Consider the following 15,781-nt stretch of genomic DNA (forward strand, 5'->3'; position numbering starts at 1 on the left):
TGTGGGGCTGTCGTCGCAGGCGTGGGTTTTCTTATCGTCCTTCGACGAGGGGGGTGAGTGTGCGGGCTGTGCGGGCGGGTGGGATCAGGGGGCGGGGTTCGAGGCCGAAGGTGGTGAAGGCGGTGCGGGTGGGGAGGGGGTAGGGCTCTTTGCCGGTGATGGTGTTGAGGATGGTCGCGCTGCGCCAGGCGGCGAGGCCGAGGTCGGGGGTGCCGACGCCGTGGGTGTGGCGTTCGGCGTTCTGGACGTGGACGTGGCAGTCGGCGCCGGTGACGGAGGGGTCGAGGACGAGGCGGAACTGTTCGTCGATGCGGGGGCGTTCGCGGCTGTCGCGGCGGATGTAGGGGTCGAGTCCGGCGAGGATGCGGTCGAGGGGGCGTTCGCGGTGGCCGGTGGCGAGGACGACGGCGTCGGTGGTGAGTCGGGAGCGGGTGTTCTGCTGGATGTGTTCGAGGTGGAGTTCGATTTTTGTGGTGGCGATGCGGCCTGCGGTGCGGACGCGGACGCCGGGGGTGAGGACGGTGTCGGGCCACCCGCCGTGGAGGGTGCGGCGGTAGAGCTCGTCGTGGATGGCGGCGATGGTGTCGGCGTCGATGCCTCGGTGGAGTTGCCATTGGGTGGTGCTGAGGCGGTCGCGGGCGCTTTCGGACAGGGCGTGGAAGTAGCGGGTGTAGTCGGGGGTGAAGTGTTCGAGGCCGAGTTTGGAGTACTCCATGGGTGCGAAGGCTTCGGTGCGGCCGAGCCAGTGGAGTTTTTCGCGGCCGGTGGGGCGGTTTTTGAGGAGGTCGAGGAAGACTTCGGCGCCTGACTGGCCCGAGCCGATGACGGTGACGTGGTCGGCGGCGAGGAGGGTGTGGCGGTGGTCGAGGTAGTCGGTGGCGTGGATGACGGGGACGCCGGGTGCTTCGACGAGGGGTTTGAGGGGTTCGGGTACGTAGGGTTCGGTGCCGATGCCGAGGACGATGTTCTTGGTGTAGGTACGGCCGAGTGCCTCCGCTTCGCCGTTGTCGTCGAGTTGGGTGAAGTCGACCTCGAAGACGTCGCGTTCGGGGTTGAAGCGGACGGCGTCGACCTGGTGGCTGAAGTGCAGTCCGGGGAGGTTTTCGGCGACCCAGCGGCAGTAGGCGTCGTATTCGGCGCGCTGGATGTGGAAGCGCTCGGCGAAGTAGAAGGGGAAGAGGCGCTCGCGGGTTTTGAGGTAGTTGAGGAAGGTCCAGTGGCTGGCGGGGTCGGCGAGGGTCACCAGGTCGGCGAGGAAGGGGACTTGGATGGTGGCGCCGTCGATGAGCAGACCGGGGTGCCAGTCGAAGGCGGGTTTTTGTTCGTAGAAGACGGTGTCGAGTGCGGTGAGGGGCTGGGCGAGGGCGGCGAGGGAGAGGTTGAAGGGGCCGATGCCGATGCCGACGAGGTCGCGGGGTGCGTCGGGCTCGTGGTGTGGGGGGTGGGGGTTCATCGGGGTGTGGTTCCTTCCACGATGTTCAGGAGTCCGGCGAGGTCGTCCGGCCGGGTGGTGGGGTTGAGGAGGGTGGCTTTGAGCCAGAGCCGTCCGTCTGCGCGGGTCCGGCCGAGGACTGCGCGGCCTTCGTCGAGGAGCCTGCGGCGTACGGCGGCGACGGTGTCGTCGGTGGCGTCTGTGGGGCGGAACAGGACTGTGCTGATGGTGGGGGGTTCGTGGAGTTCGAACCCGGGGTGCTCGTCGATGAGCTGGGCGAACTCCTGTGCCTGTGCGCAGACTTGGTCGACGAGGGCGGCGAGTCCCGTGCGGCCCAGGGTTTTCAGCGTGACGGCGATCTTGAAGACGTCGGGGCGGCGGGTGGTGCGCAGGGAGCGGCCGAGGAGGTCGGGCAGTCCGGCTTCGGTGTCGTCGTCGGCGTTGAGGTAGTCGGCGCGTTGGTTCAGGGCGGCGAGGTCGTTGCTGTCGCGGACGGCGAGGAGGCCTGCGGCTACGGGTTGCCAGCCGAGTTTGTGCAGGTCGAGGGTGACGGTGTCGGCGCTGTCGATGCCGGTGAGTTTGTCTCGGTGCCGTGCGCTGAAGAGGAGCCCTCCGCCGTAGGCCGCGTCGATGTGCAGGCGGGCCTTGCGCGCCGCGGAGAGGCGGGCGATCTCGGGGAGTGGGTCGATGAGGCCGGCGTCGGTGGTGCCCGCTGTTGCGGCGATGAGCAGCGGGCCGGGCGGGAGCGTTTCGAGGGCTGCGGGGTCGAGGGTGCCGTTGGGGGTGGGGACGATGATCGGGTCGGGCATGCCGAGGAGCCAGGCGGCCCTGGGGAGGGAGTGGTGGGCGTTCTCACCGCAGACGAGGCGGACGTCGGGGCCGTATGTCTCCCGGGCCAGGAGTAGGGCGAGTTGGTTGGATTCCGTGCCACCGGTCGTCATCAAGGCGTCGGGCCGGTGGGGGCTGGTCGCGCAGTTCCCCGCGCCCCTGGGTGTCTCGCCGTACACCTCTCTCGCAAGATGACGTGTCACCAGTGACTCCAGCTCCGATGCCGCCGGGGCTTGGTCCCAGGAGTCGAGAGAGGGATTCAGGACTGAAACAGCCAGGTCTGCTGCTGCCGCGACCGCAAGGGGTGGGCAATGGAGGTGGGCCGCGCACAAGGGGTTCGCCGGGTCCGCGGAGCCTCCCGCCAAGGCGCGTACCAGCTGATGTAGGGCCTGCCGATCGCCCTCCTCGGGGAGTACGTCCCCCACCTCGGCCCGCACCCGTTCCGCCACCTCCGAAGGGCCTCCGGCCGGAAGTGGCCCGCCCCTCAGGCGCGCGCCCTCTCCCAGCGCGTCCAGGACCGTGTCGAGCAACGGGCGCAGGGCGTCACGGCCTTCGGGGCCCGAGGCGAGGGGCGGCGTGTGCATCGTCGACCTCCGGGGGCGCTGGGGGCTTCCAGCTTGGACGCGGTTGCGTGGGCGCGCCCGGAGAGTTCAACGATCCTGACCCGAAAGGGGGTACTCCCGTACGAGGAAAATCAGATCTACGCCTGCCTCACCCGCAGGGCCCTCGCGAGGTCGTCGAGTTGGTCGGTGAGTTTGCGGCGCAGGGCGGGGGTGAGGTCGGCGTCGCGCAGGCATGCCTCGCCGAGTGCGAGGTTGTCGGCGTCGATGGCGTGGTCGGGGAACGCCCAGCGGCCGGCGGCGTCGGCGATGGCGGGGCCGCGGCGGGTGGCGAGGGCGACGGCGTCGTCGTAGTAGCGGGGTACGTACTGCTGGACGAGTTCGGTCTGTTCGGGTTGCCAGAAGCCCTGGGCGGTTGCGGTGAACAGGTAGTTGGAGAGGTCGTCGTGGGTGAACATCGCCTGCCAGGCCCGTTCCTTGGCATCCTCGGTGGGGAGGGCGGCGCGGCAGCGGGCGGCGCCTTCCTGGCCTGCGGCTGAGGGGTCGCGATCCAGTTCGGCGGTGATGGCGGTGTCGTCGGTGGCGCCGAGGACGGCGAGGCGGGCGAGGACGCGCCAGCGGAGCTCGGGGTCGAGTTCGGGGCCGCCGGGGACCGTGCCGTCGGCGAGCCAGGCGGCGATGGTGTCGGGGTGGGCGGCGACGTCGATGTGGTGGCGGACGGCGATGAGGCGCAGGCCGGGGTTGTCGCCGTCCTCGGTGCGGCGGATGAGGTCGCGGCACAGGGAGGAGAGGGTGGCGAGGGCGGCGGGGCGTTGGTCGGGGGTGACGTAGCGGTCGGTGACGTAGGTGGAGGCGAAGGCGAGGACACCTTGGACGAGGGCGAGGTCGGTCTCGTGCGGGAGGTGGGCGCGGGCCGCTTCCAGGTAGGCGGTGGGGGCGAGTTCGCCGTCGCGGACGGCGTCACGCAGGGCGTTCCAGACGACGGCGCGGGTCAGGGGTGAGGGCAGGCCGGAGAGGCATTCGGTGACGGTTTTGAAGGACTCGGTGTCGAAGCGGACCTTGGTGTAGGTGAGGTCGCCGTCGTTGAGGAGGAGGAGGGCGGGGCGTTTGCCGATGGGCAGGGGGGTGTGGTGCGGGACGTCAAGGTCGAGGCGTTCGCGCAGGACGAGGTGGCGGGCCTGGTCGGTGACGTCCTGGTCGTAGAGGCCGACGGCGATGCGGTGGGGGCGGCTGCCCTTGTGCTCGACCTGGAGGGTGTGGGTGCCTTCCTCGCCGCGGGTGATGGTGGGGCGGAGGGTGTCGACGCCGGTGGTGCGCAGCCAGGCGTCGGCCCAGGCGTGGACGTCGCGTTCGGTGGCGGAGGCGAGGGAGTCGATGAAGTCGGCGAGGGCGGCGTTGGCGAACTTGTGGCGGTTGAAGTGGGTGTTGATGCCGGCGAGGAAGTCCTTCTCGCCGAGCCAGGTGACCAACTGCCGTAGTGCGGAGGCGCCCTTGGCGTAGGAGATGCCGTCGAAGTTGAGGAGGGCGGAGGCGGTGTCGTCGACGTTCTCGGGGGCGACGGGGTGGGTGGAGGGGCGTTGGTCGGCGTCGTAGCCCCAGGCTTTGCGGACGACGCCGAAGTCGGTCCAGGTGTCGGTGAAGCGGGTGGCTTCGGTGAGGGTCTGGTAGCCCATGTACTCGGCGAAGGACTCGTTCAGCCAGATGTCGTCCCACCAGCGCAGGGTGACGAGGTCGCCGAACCACATGTGGGCCATTTCGTGGGCGATGACCATGGCGCGGGTCTGGCGTTCGGTGTCGGTGACGGCGGAGCGGTAGACGAACTCGTCGCGGAAGGTGACGAGTCCGGGGTTCTCCATGGCGCCGGCGTTGAACTCGGGGACGAACGCCTGGTCGTAGGAGTCGAAGGGGTAGGGCTCCTCGAACTTCTCGTGGTAGCGGTCGTAGCACTGCTTGGTGATCTCGAAGAGTTCGTCGGCGTCGGGGTCGAGGTAGGGCGCGAGCGAGCGGCGGCAGTGGATGCCGAAGGGCAGGCCGCGGTGTTCGGTGTGCACGGAGTGCCAGGGGCCTGCGGCGACGGCGACGAGGTAGGTGGAGATCCGGGGGGTGGGGGCGGCCTGCCAGCGGCCTTCGCCGAGGTCGGTGGTGATGCCGTTGGCGAGGACGGTCCAGTTCTCGGGGGCCTTGACCGACAGGTCGAAGACGGCCTTGAGGTCGGGCTGGTCGAAGGCGGCGAAGACGCGTTGGACGTCGTCCATGAACAGCTGGGTGTAGACGTAGGTCTCGCCGTCGGTGGGGTCGGTGAAGCGGTGCATGCCCTCGCCGGTGCGGGAGTACCGCATGACGGCGTCGATGCGCAGTTCGTGCTCGCCGGCGGCCAGTCCCGTGAGGGGGAGACGGTTCTCGTCGAGGGATTCCGGGTCGAGGGGGTGGCCGTCGAGGGTGGCCTCGCGCAGTTCGGCCGGCTTGAGTTCGACGAAGGTGTCCGCGTCCGCGCGCGCGGTGAACCGGACGACGGTCCGGGACTCGAAGGTCTCGTCGCCGGTGCTGAGGTCGAGCGCGATGGTGTAGTCGTGAACGTCGAGGAGCTTGGCACGGGTCTGCGCTTCGTCGCGCGTCAGTACGGACATGCAGGACATGCTGCCTGATGGCACGGGCAACTCACAGAGGCGGATCGGTACATGCCTTATGTCCGGTCCGGCTTGAGCTCCCCGGTGTGCGCTCCTTGTCCGCGTTGCACCGGGACCCTGGCGTCCGGGTGGGGCAGGGCGGGGTGGGCGGCGCCCTGCCCGCCCTCGACGCCTACGCCTACGCCGATGTGGTCCGGGTCCTTCTTGTCGTCGGGGTGGTCCTTGACGAGGGCGCGCAGTTCCCGCACTTCCTGGGTGAGGGCGAGGTGGCGGCGGTGGGCGTCGAAGAGGTAGCGGACCTTGGTGCGCAGGGCCCAGGGGTCGATGGGTTTCATCACGAGGTCGGCGACGCCGAGGCTGAAGGCTGCGGAGGTCAGTTCGTGGTCGGGGCCGAAGCCGGTGAGGAGGATGACGGGGATGTGCTGGGTCTGTTCCAGGCGCCGCATGTAGCGGACCACGTCCAGGCCGCTGACGCCGGGCATGCGTACGTCGAGGAGCAGGAGGCCGACCTGGCCGCGCAGTACCTGCTTGAGGGCTTCGTCGCCGCTGGTGGCCCGGCCGAGCTGGTAGCCCAGGGGGGCCAGGGCGCTCTCCAGGGCGTAGAGCGTGTCCTCGTGGTCGTCGACGATGAGGATCTTGGAATCCGACGGCATGGCCCGACGTCCCTCCCTCGCGGACAGTCAGCGTACGCCCGCGCGTTGACGCGGAGTGCTCGCAGGCTGACAAGGAGTGCACGGGCAGCATGCCGTGTGCGGGCCGCCGTGTCACGTCCCCGGGGTGGCGGCCGAGGTCAACCGGCGGACGGGGTGGGGTCGTTCAGGGTGTCCTCGGCGATGCGCTCGTGGTGCCTGATCACCTCGGCGATGATGAAGTTCAGGAACTTCTCGGCGAAGGCCGGGTCGAGTCGGGCGTTCTCGGCGAGGGTGCGCAGCCGCTCGATCTGGCGGGCCTCGCGGGCCGGGTCGGCGGGCGGCAGCTGGTGGCGGGCCTTGAGGTGGCCGACCTGCTGGGTGGCTTTGAAGCGTTCGGCGAGCATGTGGACGACGGCCGCGTCGATGTTGTCGATGCTGTTCCGCAGCCGGGCGAGCTCCTCGCGGACGGCGGGGTCGACGGCACCGGTCGCGTTGTTGCTGGTGGTCATGGGCGACAACCCTACGGGCCCGGGATCACCTGATCGTCGGCGGATCGTCCGGGTCGGGGACCTGGTTGCTCCAGCCGCCGGGGACCGCACGGCTCTCCTGGGCGCGGAAGCGGACGGGGCGTGCGCCCCTCCCGGACACGGAAGCGGACGGGGGCCGTCCGGTCCTGCCCGGCGACGAACCAGACGGGAACCGTGCGGCTCTCCCGGGCGCGGAAACGAACCGGTGCCCTGCCGGCACGGCGGGTGAGCGCAACGGCGGACGGGATCACCTGATCGTCGGCGGATCGTCCGGGTCGGGGACCTGGTTGCTCCAGCCACCGGGGACCGCGCGGCTCTCCTGGGCGCGGAAGCGGATCGGGGCCATGCCGACGCGGCGGGTGAGCGCAACGGCGGACGGGATCACCTGATCGTCGGCGGATCGTCCGGGTCCGGGACCTGGTTGCTCCAGCCGCCGGGGACCGCGCGGCTCTCCTGGGCGCGGAAGCGGATCGGGGGCATGCCGACGCGGCGGGTGAACAGGCGGGAGAAGTAGGCGGGGTCGTCGTAGCCGACGCGGCGGGCGACGGAGGCGACGGGGAGTTCGGTGGCGGCGAGGAGTTCCTTGGCGCGGCCCAGGCGGATGCCGAGGAGGTAGTCCTTGGGGCTGCAGCCGGCGCCGCGGCGGACGGCGGTGCGCAGTTCGGCGAGGGTCATGCCGTGCCGGCCGGCGTGGTCGGCGACCGACATGGCTTTGAAGGCGTCGCGGGCGAGGAACTTGAGGACGGGGTCGCCGTCGGGTGCGAGGTCGGCGCGGGCGCGGCGCAGCGTGACGAGCAGTTCGTGGACGGCGGCGCCGGTCTCCACCTCCAGGAGGGGGTTGTCGCGGCGGGCGGCCCGCACGATACGGGCGATGACCGCGCGTGGGCCGGTGGCGTCGGAGAGGGGTACGACGGGGCGGTCCGGTTCGATGTAGCCGAGTTCGGTGTATGTGGTGGTCGCGGGTCCGGTGAAGCCGACGAATCCCTCGTCCCAGCCGATCTCCGGGTCGGGTGCGTAGCGGTGCGGGACTCCGGGTGTGAGCCAGAGCAGGGCGGGGGCGGTGACCGTCGTGCGCCGGCCGTCGGGGGTCTCGTACCAGCCGGTGCCGGCGCTGACGACGACGGCGACGTGGCTGTCGAGGGTGCGGGGGCCGACGGTGGGCAGCGCGCCGTGCTGGAGGCCGACGCCGAGGCAGACCAGGCCCAGGCGGTGGTGGACGGGGCTGGGGGTGAGGAACCGCATCCAGGTGTGGTACATCGCGCTCCTTGCATGCGCTTCGGTCCAAGCAGCGCTGATCTTTGTCCATGGACGGGGGCGCCGCCAGTGGTGAGGGTGGAGCCTATGAGCGAGTTCACGACGGGTGAAAGCGATTTCCTGCTGGACGGGCGGCCGGTGCGGCTGCTGTCCGGCGCGCTGCACTACTTCCGGGTGCACGAGGCGCAGTGGGGGCACCGGCTGGCGATGCTGCGGGCGATGGGCCTCAACTGCGTGGAGACGTACGTGCCGTGGAACCTGCACGAGCCGCACCCGGGTGACGTCCGGGACGTTCAGGCGCTGGGCCGGTTCCTGGACGCGGCGCGGGAGGCCGGGCTGTGGGCGATCGTCCGTCCGGGCCCGTACATCTGCGCGGAGTGGGAGAACGGTGGGCTGCCGCACTGGCTGAAGGGCCACGCGCGTACGAGCGACGAGGTGTATCTGGGGCAGGTGGAGCGCTGGTTCGGGCGGCTGCTCCCGCAGGTCGTGGCGCGGCAGATCGACCGGGGTGGCCCGGTGCTCATGGTGCAGGTGGAGAACGAGTACGGCAGCTACGGCTCCGATGCGGGGTATCTGCGGTGGCTGGCCGAGCTGTTGCGCGCTCAGGGCGTGACCGTTCCCCTGTGCACGTCGGACGGTGCCGAGGACCACATGCTGAGCGGTGGTTCGGTTCCCGGTGTCCTCGCCACGGTCAACTTCGGTTCGGGCGCCCGCACGGCCTTCGACGTGCTGCGCCGGTACCGCCCGGACGGCCCGTTGATGTGCATGGAGTTCTGGTGCGGCTGGTTCGACCACTGGGGCGGCGAGCATGTCGTACGGGATGCCGTGGACGCGGCGGCGACGCTGCGGGAGATCCTGGAGTGCGGTGCGTCGGTGAACCTGTACATGGCACACGGCGGCACCAACTTCGCGGGCTGGGCGGGCGCGAACCGGGGCGGGGGCGCGTTGCACGACGGTCCGCTGGAGCCGGACGTGACGTCGTACGACTATGACGCGCCGATCGACGAGTACGGGCGGCCGACGGAGAAGTTCTGGCGTTTTCGTGAGGTGCTGTCCGCGTACGGTCCGGTGGCCGAACTGCCGCCCGCACCAGCGGTGTTGGGGGCGCCAGGGGATGTGGGGGTGGCCGGGTGGGCGTCCTTGGCGACGGTGCTGGAGGCGCGGGGCGGGCCGTCCGTCGAGGGCCCTGTCCCGCCGGGCTTCGAGGAGTTGGACGTCGACCGGGGGCTGGTGCGGTACGAGGTGACGGTGCCGGGTCCGCGGCAGCCGTATCCGCTGACGGTGCGCGGGCTGCGGGACCTGGCGGTGGTGTACGTCGACGGGGAGCGGGCCGGGGTGCTCAGCGAGGACGACGTGCGGCTGAAGGAGCCGGTGGCGGGGCACGCGCGCGTGGAGCTGTGGGTGGAGTCGCTGGGGCGGGTCAACTACGGGCCGAGGAGCGGGGAGGGCAAGGGGATCACCGGGGGGCTGCTGCACGAGCGGCAGTTCCTGCACGGGGTGCGGGCGCGGGGGCTGCGGCTGGACGCGCTGGACTCGCCTGCGGGCCTGGACTTCGGCGGGGTCCCCGAGGACGGCTCACCCGGTCTGTACCGGGGTGAGGTGAGCGTGCGGGGTGCGGGGGACGCGGTGCTGGAGCTGGAGGGCTGGACCCGTGGGTTCGTGTGGGTCAACGGCTTCAACCTCGGCCGGTACTGGTCCGTGGGCCCGCAGCGGTCGCTGTACGTGCCCGGGCCGGTGCTGCGGGAGGGCGGCAACGAGGTGTGGGTGCTGGAACTGGAGGGGGCGCCGGCGGGCGGCCCGGGGCTCCGGCTGCGGGCGCCGGATACGGCCGGCGATATTCCGGGCGCATCCTCGTAGAGTGGTATCGGGTTCTGGGCGTCCTGGGGGTACCGGCGTGACGAACGACGGACCGGTCGAGCACGGCTATCCGCACCTGGAGCAGGTGCGGGCGTCGATCACCGCACTGTGGAAACGGCTCTCGTACGACACCGTCCAGACGTTCGCGACGAGTGTGGCGCCGGTGGACGTGGCGTTCTGCGACACCGACGATCTTCATCTGGGCGCGCAGCGGGTGGCCCGGGAGCTGGTGCGGCACTACCGGCTGCCGGATGCCCGGCTCGTCGTCGGGTTCCGGGAGATGACGCATGCGGCGAACGTCGAACTGACCGCGGGGCCCGAGTACTTCGTGGAGCTGAACGACCGTTTCCGTACGCATCGGCGGGACATCGGGGCGGCGCTCGCGCACGAGATCATGCATGTGTATCTGCACCGGCTGGGGCTGTCCTATCCCGGGACGGGGGACAACGAGATCCTCACGGACACGGCGACGACGTATCTCGGGGCGGGGTGGCTGCTGCTCGACGCGTACCGGGAGGACGCGGCCTCGTCGCAGAAGCTTGGGTATCTCACGCCGGAGGAGTTCGGGTACGTGCTGGCGAAGCGGTCGCTGGTGTTCGGTGAGGATCCGTCGGTGTGGTTCACCAGTGCGCAGGCGTACACGGCGTATGTGAAGGGGATGGCCCGGGCCCGGGAGGACGAACAGCAGCCCCCGCTCACGGCGGCGGGGTGGGCGGGGCGGCGGCGGTACGCGCGTGACCGGCGGCACGGGGGGTCCGGCCCCGGGCCGGGGGTGCCGTATGCGTTCACGCCGGACGGGGGCGGGTTACGGGTGTCGTTCCCCTGCCCCACCTGTCATCAGCGGATCCGGGTGCCGGTGCGGGGGCGGGTACGGGCGCGGTGTGCGCTGTGCCGGACGGTGCTGGAGTGCGACACCTAGGGTGTGTGGGCCGCCTGCGGGTGCGTTGTGGCTGGTCGCGCCCGCGCGGCGGTAGCCGCACATCCAACAGAGCCCCGCGCCCCTGGGTCGATCCGGTCACGCCCCGTACACCGGCTCGGGTGTCCCGGCCTCCCCCAACAGCTTCAGTGCCGTCTCTCCCGCCTCCGCCGGGGTCCACCGCGCGCCCTTGTCCGCGCTCGGGCCCGGGCTCCAGCCCTCCATCACCGTGATGCGGCCGCCCTCCGTCTCGAAGACCCTGCCGGTCACGCCCGCGCTCGCTTCCGAGCCCAGCCAGACGACGAGGGGGGACACGTTCTCCGGGGCCATCGCGTCGAAGCCTGCCGAAGGGGCCGCCATCGTGTCGGCGAAGGTGCGTTCGGTCATCCTGGTGCGGGCCGCGGGGGCGATCGCGTTGACCTGGACGCCGTAGCGGGCGAGTTCGGCGGAGGCGACCAGGGTCAGGGCGACGATCCCGGCCTTCGCGGCGCTGTAGTTGCCCTGCCCGACGGAGCCCAACAGGCCTGCCCCGCTGGACGTGTTGACGACCCGGGCCGTCGGCGCACGGCCCGCCTTGGCCTCCGCCCGCCAGTGCGCGGCCGCGTGCTTGAGCGGCAGGAAGTGCCCTTTCAGGTGTACGCGCATCACGGCGTCCCAGTCGTCCTCGTCGAGGTTGACGAGCATCCGGTCGCGCAGGAACCCGGCGTTGTTGACGAGGGTGTCGAGGCGGCCGTACGTCCGAAGGGCGGTGGTGATCAGGGACTCGGCCCCCGCACTGCTCGCGATGTCACCGCCGTGTGCGATCGCCTCGCCGCCCGCTGTGCGGATCTCCTCGGCCACGAGAGCGGCCGGGCTGTCGGGGCCCGGTGTGCCGTCGAGGCCGACGCCGAGGTCGTTGACGACGACCCGGGCGCCCTCGGCGGCGAAGGCGAGGGCGTGGGCACGGCCGAGGCCGCGGCCCGCGCCGGTGACGACGACGACCCGGCCGTCGCAGATTCCGGTCATCTCACGTCTCCTTGCCGAGGGTTGCCGACGGTTGTCGCGTTGGTGGCGTCGAGGAAGGCGGGCCGCTCGCCGCCGCCGTGCACGAGCAGGGAGGCCCCGCTGATGTAGGCGGCGGCGTCCGAGGCGAGGAACACGGCCGCCGCTCCCACGTCCGACGGATCGGCGAGACGGCCGAGCGGGACCGTGCGGGAGACGGCGGCGATACCCTCCTCGTCGCCGTAGTAGAGGGAGGACCGCTCGGTGTCGACCATCCCGACGACCAGGGTGTTCACGCGGATGTCCGGCGCCCACTCCACGGCCATCGAGCGGGCGAGGTTCTCCAGGCCCGCCTTGGCGGCCCCGTACGCGGCGGCGCCGGGTGAGGGCCGACCGCCGCTGACGCTCCCGATCATGACGATCGAGCCGCGGCTGCGTTTGAGGTGCTCGTAGGCGGCCAGGGACACCGTCAGCGGGGCGAGGAGGTTCAACTCCAGTACGCGGACGTGCCGTTCGGGACGGTTGTCGGCGAGCAGCCGGTAGGGCGCCCCGCCCGCGTTGTTGACCAGTACGTCCAGCCGCGGCAGTCCGTCGAGGAAGTGCCCCACGGCGTCGGCGTCCCGGACGTCGACCTGCGCGAACCGTGTTGCCGGCAGGGGGACTTCGGGGGGCCTGCGGGCGCAGACGACGACCTCCGCCCCCGCGTCCACGAAGGAGCGGGCGATACCGGCGCCGACTCCCCGGGTCCCGCCGGTGACGACCACGACCTTCCCGTTCAGCTCCATTCGCCGCTACCCTTCTCACCTAACAAACGTTTGGTGGAAAGGTAGCTGATGCTTCCATGGGTGTCTCCACCTCGCCCCCGGAAAAGGGGCTGGAAAAAGAGGGCGTCGCCGTCGTCACGGTCGACTTCCCGCCGGTGAACGCCCTCCCGGTGGACGGCTGGTTCGCTCTGGCCGACGCCGTGCGCACCGCGGGCCGCGACCCGCAGGTACGGTGCGTGGTCCTGGCCGCGAAGGGGCGCGGGTTCAACGCGGGCGTGGACATCAAGGAGCTCCAGAGCCAGGGGCCCGGCGCCCTGATCGGCGCCAACCGCGGCTGCTTCGAGGCCTTTTCGGCGGTGTACGAGTGCGAGGTACCCGTCGTCGCGGCCGTCCAGGGGTTCTGTCTGGGCGGCGGGATCGGGCTCGTGGGCAACGCGGACGTCGTCGTGGCGAGCGAGGACGCCACCTTCGGACTGCCCGAACTGGACCGCGGGGCGCTGGGCGCAGCCACCCATCTGTCCCGCCTGGTCCCGCAGCATCTGATGCGCGCCCTGTACTACACCTCGCGCACGGTGACGGCGGCCGAGCTGCACGCGCACGGCTCGGTGTGGCGAGTGGTCCCCCGCGAGGAACTGTCCGCCGCCGCAGTGGAGTTGGCCCGCGAGATTGCCGCCAAGGACGGCGAGCTGCTGCGCCTCGCAAAGGCCGCGATCAACGGCATCGACCCCGTCGACGTCCGCCGCAGCTACCGCTTCGAGCAGGGTTTCACCTTCGAGGCGAGCGTCGCCGGGGTCGCCGACCGGGTCCGCGACAGGTTCGGAAGGGACGGGACGTGAGCGACAAGACGATGTCCGCCGACGAGGCGGTCGCCCGGCTGGCCAGTGGGATGACCCTGGGCATCGGCGGCTGGGGTTCCCGCCGCAAGCCGATGGCCCTGGTCCACGCGCTGCTGCGCTCCGATGTCACCGACCTGACGGTCGTCTCCTGCGGCGGCCCGGACGTCGGCATGCTCGCCGCCGCCGGCCGGATACGGAAACTGGTCGCCCCTTTCGTCACCCTCGACTCGATCCCCCTGGAACCGCACTACCGGGCGGCCCGCGAGCGCGGCGCCTTCGAGCTCATGGAGATCGACGAGGCCATGTTCATGTGGGGGCTGCGGGCCGCGGCGAACCGGCTGCCGTTCCTGCCGGTGCGGGCGGGCATCGGCTCGGACGTGATGCGGGTCAACCCCGGCCTGCGCACGGTGACATCGCCGTACGACGACGGGGAGACCTTCGTCGCCATGCCCGCGCTGCGTCTCGACGCGGCCCTCGTCCACCTCAACCGTGCCGACCGGCTCGGCAACGCGCAGTACCTGGGCCCCGACCCGTACTTCGACGACCTGTTCTGCGAGGCCGCCGGCGCGGCCTACGTCTCGTGCGAACAGGTCGTCGACACCGCCGAGTTGACCAAGGGGGCGGCCCTCCAGTCGCTCCTGGTCAGGCGGCACACGGTGACGGGTGTCGTCGAGGCTCCGAACGGAGCGCACTTCACGTCCTGCGCACCGGACTACGGCCGGGACGAGGCCGCACAGAAGGAGTACGCGAGCACACCCTGGCCGGAGTTCGCCGAGCGCCATCTGAAGGGGACGACACCGTGACCGTGACGCGGAGCGAGTACTGCGTGATCGCCTGCGCCGACGCCTGGCGCGGCGGGGGTGAGATCCTCGCCAGCCCGATGGGCCTGATCCCCTCCGTCGGCGCCCGCCTGGCCCGGCGGACGTTCTCCCCCGACCTCCTCCTCACCGACGGCGAGGCGATGCTCGTGCGGGACGACGGCACCGTCGAGGGCTGGCTGCCGTACCGACAGCACCTCGCCCTGGTCACCGGCGGCCGGCGGCACGTGATGATGGGCGCGAGCCAGATCGACCGGTACGGCAACCAGAACATCTCCTGCATCGGCGACTGGGCCCGGCCGACGCGACAGCTGCTCGGGGTGCGGGGAGCGCCGGTCAACACCCTCAACAACCCGACCAGTTACTGGGTGCCGAGGCACTCCCGGCGGGTGTTCGTGGAGAAGGTCGACATGGTGTGCGGGGTGGGGTACGACCGTGCGGCCGGAGCCCGCTACCACCGGATCCCCCGGGTCGTCTCCGACCTGGGCGTCTTCGACTTCGCGACGCCGGACCACGCGATGCGGCTGGCGTCGCTGCATCCGGGGGTCACCGTGGACCAGGTCAGACAGGCCACCGGCTTCGACCCGGTGATCCCCGACGAGGTGCCGTACACCCGTGAACCGACGGACCAGGAGCTGGAGTTGATCCGCGAGGTGCTCGACCCGCACAACACCCGCTCCCGGGAGGTCGGCAGCTGATGGAGACCGCGTTCACCCGGCTGGTCGGCGTCCGCCACCCGATCGTGCAGACCGGGATGGGGTGGGTCGCCGGACCACGCCTGGTATCCGCCACGGCGAACGCGGGCGCGCTCGGCATCCTGGCCTCCGCGACCATGACACTCGGCCAACTGCGCGACGCGGTACGGGAGGTGAAGTCCCGTACGGACGCGCCCTTCGGGGTCAATCTGCGGGCCGACGCGGCGGACGCCGGGGACCGGGTGCGGGTGATCGTCGACGAGGGCGTGCGGGTGGCGTCCTTCGCGCTCGCGCCCTCCGCCGCGCTGATCGGTGAACTGAAGGCGGCGGGGGTCGTCGTGATCCCGTCCGTCGGGGCCCGCCGACATGCCGAGAAGGTCGCGGCCTGGGGCGCGGACGCGGTGATCGTGCAGGGCGGGGAGGGCGGCGGGCACACCGGGGACGTGGCGACGACGGTGCTGCTGCCGCAGGTCGTGGACGCGGTGGACATCCCGGTCGTGGCGGCGGGCGGCTTCTTCGACGGGCGGGGCCTGGTCGCCGCGCTCGCGTACGGGGCGGCGGGCGTCGCCATGGGCACCCGGTTCCTGCTCACCTCGGACTCGACGGTGCCGGAGGCGGTGAAAGCGCGCTATCTGGCGGCGACGGTCAAGGACGTGACGGTGACCCGGGCGGTCGACGGACTCCCCCACCGCATGCTCCGCACCGACCTGGTGACCACGCTGGAGAACTCCGGCCGGGCCAGGGCCCTTTGGCACGCGGTGCACCGAGCGGCCGGCTTCCGGAGACTGTCGGGGCTGACCTGGCGGGCGATGGCCCGCGACGGCCTCGCGATGCGCCACGGCAAGGACCTGTCCTGGAGCCAGGTCCTGCTCGCCGCCAACACGCCCATGCTGCTCAGGTCCGCGATGGTCGACGGCCGTACGGATCTCGGCGTCATGGCCTCCGGCCAGGTCGCCGGGGTGATCGACGACCTGCCGTCGTGCGCGGAACTGGTGACACGGATCGTGAAGGAGGCGGAGGAGGTTCTGGAGGCCCTCAGAGACCTTGGATGACC

14 protein-coding genes and 1 pseudogene are annotated in these 15,781 nt (G+C 71.2%); 6 read left to right on the plus strand and 9 right to left on the minus strand.

Translation table 11 applies throughout. The features are described 5' to 3' along the window. Positions 1–31: 31 nt before the first annotated feature. The 7 genes and pseudogenes from OHT57_RS13160 to OHT57_RS13195 form a co-directional block, all read right to left on the minus strand. A complete protein-coding gene (locus tag OHT57_RS13160; RefSeq protein WP_328746541.1) occupies positions 32–1,453 on the minus strand; it encodes a lysine N(6)-hydroxylase/L-ornithine N(5)-oxygenase family protein in 1,422 nt (473 codons plus the stop codon). Beyond that, entirely contained in the window at positions 1,450–2,844 is a 1,395-nt protein-coding gene (locus OHT57_RS13165; RefSeq protein WP_328746542.1) for a pyridoxal phosphate-dependent decarboxylase family protein, read from the minus strand. The genes OHT57_RS13160 and OHT57_RS13165 overlap by 4 nt, the downstream gene beginning before the upstream one ends. Positions 2,845–2,960: 116 nt before the next feature. Then, on the minus strand, positions 2,961–5,447 hold the full coding sequence (pepN, locus tag OHT57_RS13170) for an aminopeptidase N (protein ID WP_328746543.1): 2,487 nt from the start codon (positions 5,445–5,447) through the stop codon (positions 2,961–2,963). Positions 5,448–5,503: 56 nt separating this feature from the next. After that, positions 5,504–6,100: a response regulator gene (locus OHT57_RS13175; protein ID WP_328746544.1), complete on the minus strand. Its 597-nt coding sequence runs from the start codon at positions 6,098–6,100 to the stop codon at positions 5,504–5,506. Between the two features lie 137 nt (positions 6,101–6,237). Then, complete coding sequence (locus OHT57_RS13180; RefSeq protein WP_328746545.1) at positions 6,238–6,588, minus strand: chorismate mutase; 351 nt, start codon at positions 6,586–6,588, stop codon at positions 6,238–6,240. Between the two features lie 265 nt (positions 6,589–6,853). Beyond that, positions 6,854–6,964, minus strand: a pseudogene (locus tag OHT57_RS13190) (AraC family transcriptional regulator); the annotation flags it as partial. Between the two features lie 23 nt (positions 6,965–6,987). Continuing rightward, on the minus strand, positions 6,988–7,863 hold the full coding sequence (locus OHT57_RS13195; protein WP_328746546.1) for a helix-turn-helix domain-containing protein: 876 nt from the start codon (positions 7,861–7,863) through the stop codon (positions 6,988–6,990). 84 nt (positions 7,864–7,947) lie between these two features. Here OHT57_RS13195 and OHT57_RS13200 point away from each other — a divergent pair, with 84 nt between their 5' ends. Beyond that, complete coding sequence (locus OHT57_RS13200) at positions 7,948–9,717, plus strand: glycoside hydrolase family 35 protein (protein WP_328746547.1); 1,770 nt, start codon at positions 7,948–7,950, stop codon at positions 9,715–9,717. Positions 9,718–9,754: 37 nt separating this feature from the next. Beyond that, positions 9,755–10,636 (plus strand): hypothetical protein, encoded by an 882-nt coding sequence (locus OHT57_RS13205; protein ID WP_328746548.1) that lies wholly within the window; start codon positions 9,755–9,757, stop codon positions 10,634–10,636. Between the two features lie 96 nt (positions 10,637–10,732). Here the strand turns inward: OHT57_RS13205 and OHT57_RS13210 are convergent, their stop codons facing one another. Next, a complete protein-coding gene (locus OHT57_RS13210) occupies positions 10,733–11,638 on the minus strand; it encodes an SDR family oxidoreductase (RefSeq protein ID WP_328746549.1) in 906 nt (301 codons plus the stop codon). Continuing rightward, on the minus strand, positions 11,635–12,399 hold the full coding sequence (locus tag OHT57_RS13215; protein WP_328746550.1) for an SDR family oxidoreductase: 765 nt from the start codon (positions 12,397–12,399) through the stop codon (positions 11,635–11,637). Before OHT57_RS13215 ends, OHT57_RS13210 begins: the two co-directional genes overlap by 4 nt. A gap of 56 nt (positions 12,400–12,455) precedes the next feature. Here OHT57_RS13215 and OHT57_RS13220 point away from each other — a divergent pair, with 56 nt between their 5' ends. The 4 genes from OHT57_RS13220 to OHT57_RS13235 are packed head-to-tail and all read left to right on the plus strand — an operon-like array spanning position 12,456 to position 15,779. Continuing rightward, on the plus strand, positions 12,456–13,214 hold the full coding sequence (locus OHT57_RS13220; RefSeq protein ID WP_328746551.1) for an enoyl-CoA hydratase family protein: 759 nt from the start codon (positions 12,456–12,458) through the stop codon (positions 13,212–13,214). After that, positions 13,211–14,017: a CoA transferase subunit A gene (locus tag OHT57_RS13225; protein ID WP_328746552.1), complete on the plus strand. Its 807-nt coding sequence runs from the start codon at positions 13,211–13,213 to the stop codon at positions 14,015–14,017. The genes OHT57_RS13220 and OHT57_RS13225 overlap by 4 nt, the downstream gene beginning before the upstream one ends. After that, entirely contained in the window at positions 14,014–14,730 is a 717-nt protein-coding gene (locus tag OHT57_RS13230; protein ID WP_328746553.1) for a CoA-transferase subunit beta, read from the plus strand. Before OHT57_RS13225 ends, OHT57_RS13230 begins: the two co-directional genes overlap by 4 nt. Continuing rightward, the gene (locus OHT57_RS13235; RefSeq protein WP_328746554.1) at positions 14,730–15,779 is read left to right on the plus strand and encodes an NAD(P)H-dependent flavin oxidoreductase; all 1,050 of its coding nucleotides are present in this window, start codon (positions 14,730–14,732) and stop codon (positions 15,777–15,779) included. The genes OHT57_RS13230 and OHT57_RS13235 overlap by 1 nt, the downstream gene beginning before the upstream one ends. Positions 15,780–15,781 lie beyond the last annotated feature (2 nt).

Origin of the sequence: Streptomyces sp. NBC_00285 (assembly GCF_036174265.1) — a bacterium.
Taxonomy (GTDB): Bacteria; Actinomycetota; Actinomycetes; order Streptomycetales; family Streptomycetaceae; genus Streptomyces.

Excerpts from the sequence above, each read along its gene's own strand:
- OHT57_RS13160 (WP_328746541.1), bottom strand. The coding sequence starts at position 1,453 with ATGAACCCCCACCCCCCACACCACGAGCCCGACGCACCCCGCGACCTC.
- OHT57_RS13165 (WP_328746542.1), bottom strand. The coding sequence starts at position 2,844 with ATGCACACGCCGCCCCTCGCCTCGGGCCCCGAAGGCCGTGACGCCCTG.
- pepN (WP_328746543.1), bottom strand. The coding sequence starts at position 5,447 with ATGTCCGTACTGACGCGCGACGAAGCGCAGACCCGTGCCAAGCTCCTC.
- OHT57_RS13175 (WP_328746544.1), bottom strand. The coding sequence starts at position 6,100 with ATGCCGTCGGATTCCAAGATCCTCATCGTCGACGACCACGAGGACACG.
- OHT57_RS13180 (WP_328746545.1), bottom strand. The coding sequence starts at position 6,588 with ATGACCACCAGCAACAACGCGACCGGTGCCGTCGACCCCGCCGTCCGC.
- OHT57_RS13195 (WP_328746546.1), bottom strand. The coding sequence starts at position 7,863 with ATGTACCACACCTGGATGCGGTTCCTCACCCCCAGCCCCGTCCACCAC.
- OHT57_RS13200 (WP_328746547.1), top strand. The coding sequence starts at position 7,948 with ATGAGCGAGTTCACGACGGGTGAAAGCGATTTCCTGCTGGACGGGCGG.
- OHT57_RS13210 (WP_328746549.1), bottom strand. The coding sequence starts at position 11,638 with ATGACCGGAATCTGCGACGGCCGGGTCGTCGTCGTCACCGGCGCGGGC.
- OHT57_RS13215 (WP_328746550.1), bottom strand. The coding sequence starts at position 12,399 with ATGGAGCTGAACGGGAAGGTCGTGGTCGTCACCGGCGGGACCCGGGGA.
- OHT57_RS13220 (WP_328746551.1), top strand. The coding sequence starts at position 12,456 with ATGGGTGTCTCCACCTCGCCCCCGGAAAAGGGGCTGGAAAAAGAGGGC.
- OHT57_RS13235 (WP_328746554.1), top strand. The coding sequence starts at position 14,730 with ATGGAGACCGCGTTCACCCGGCTGGTCGGCGTCCGCCACCCGATCGTG.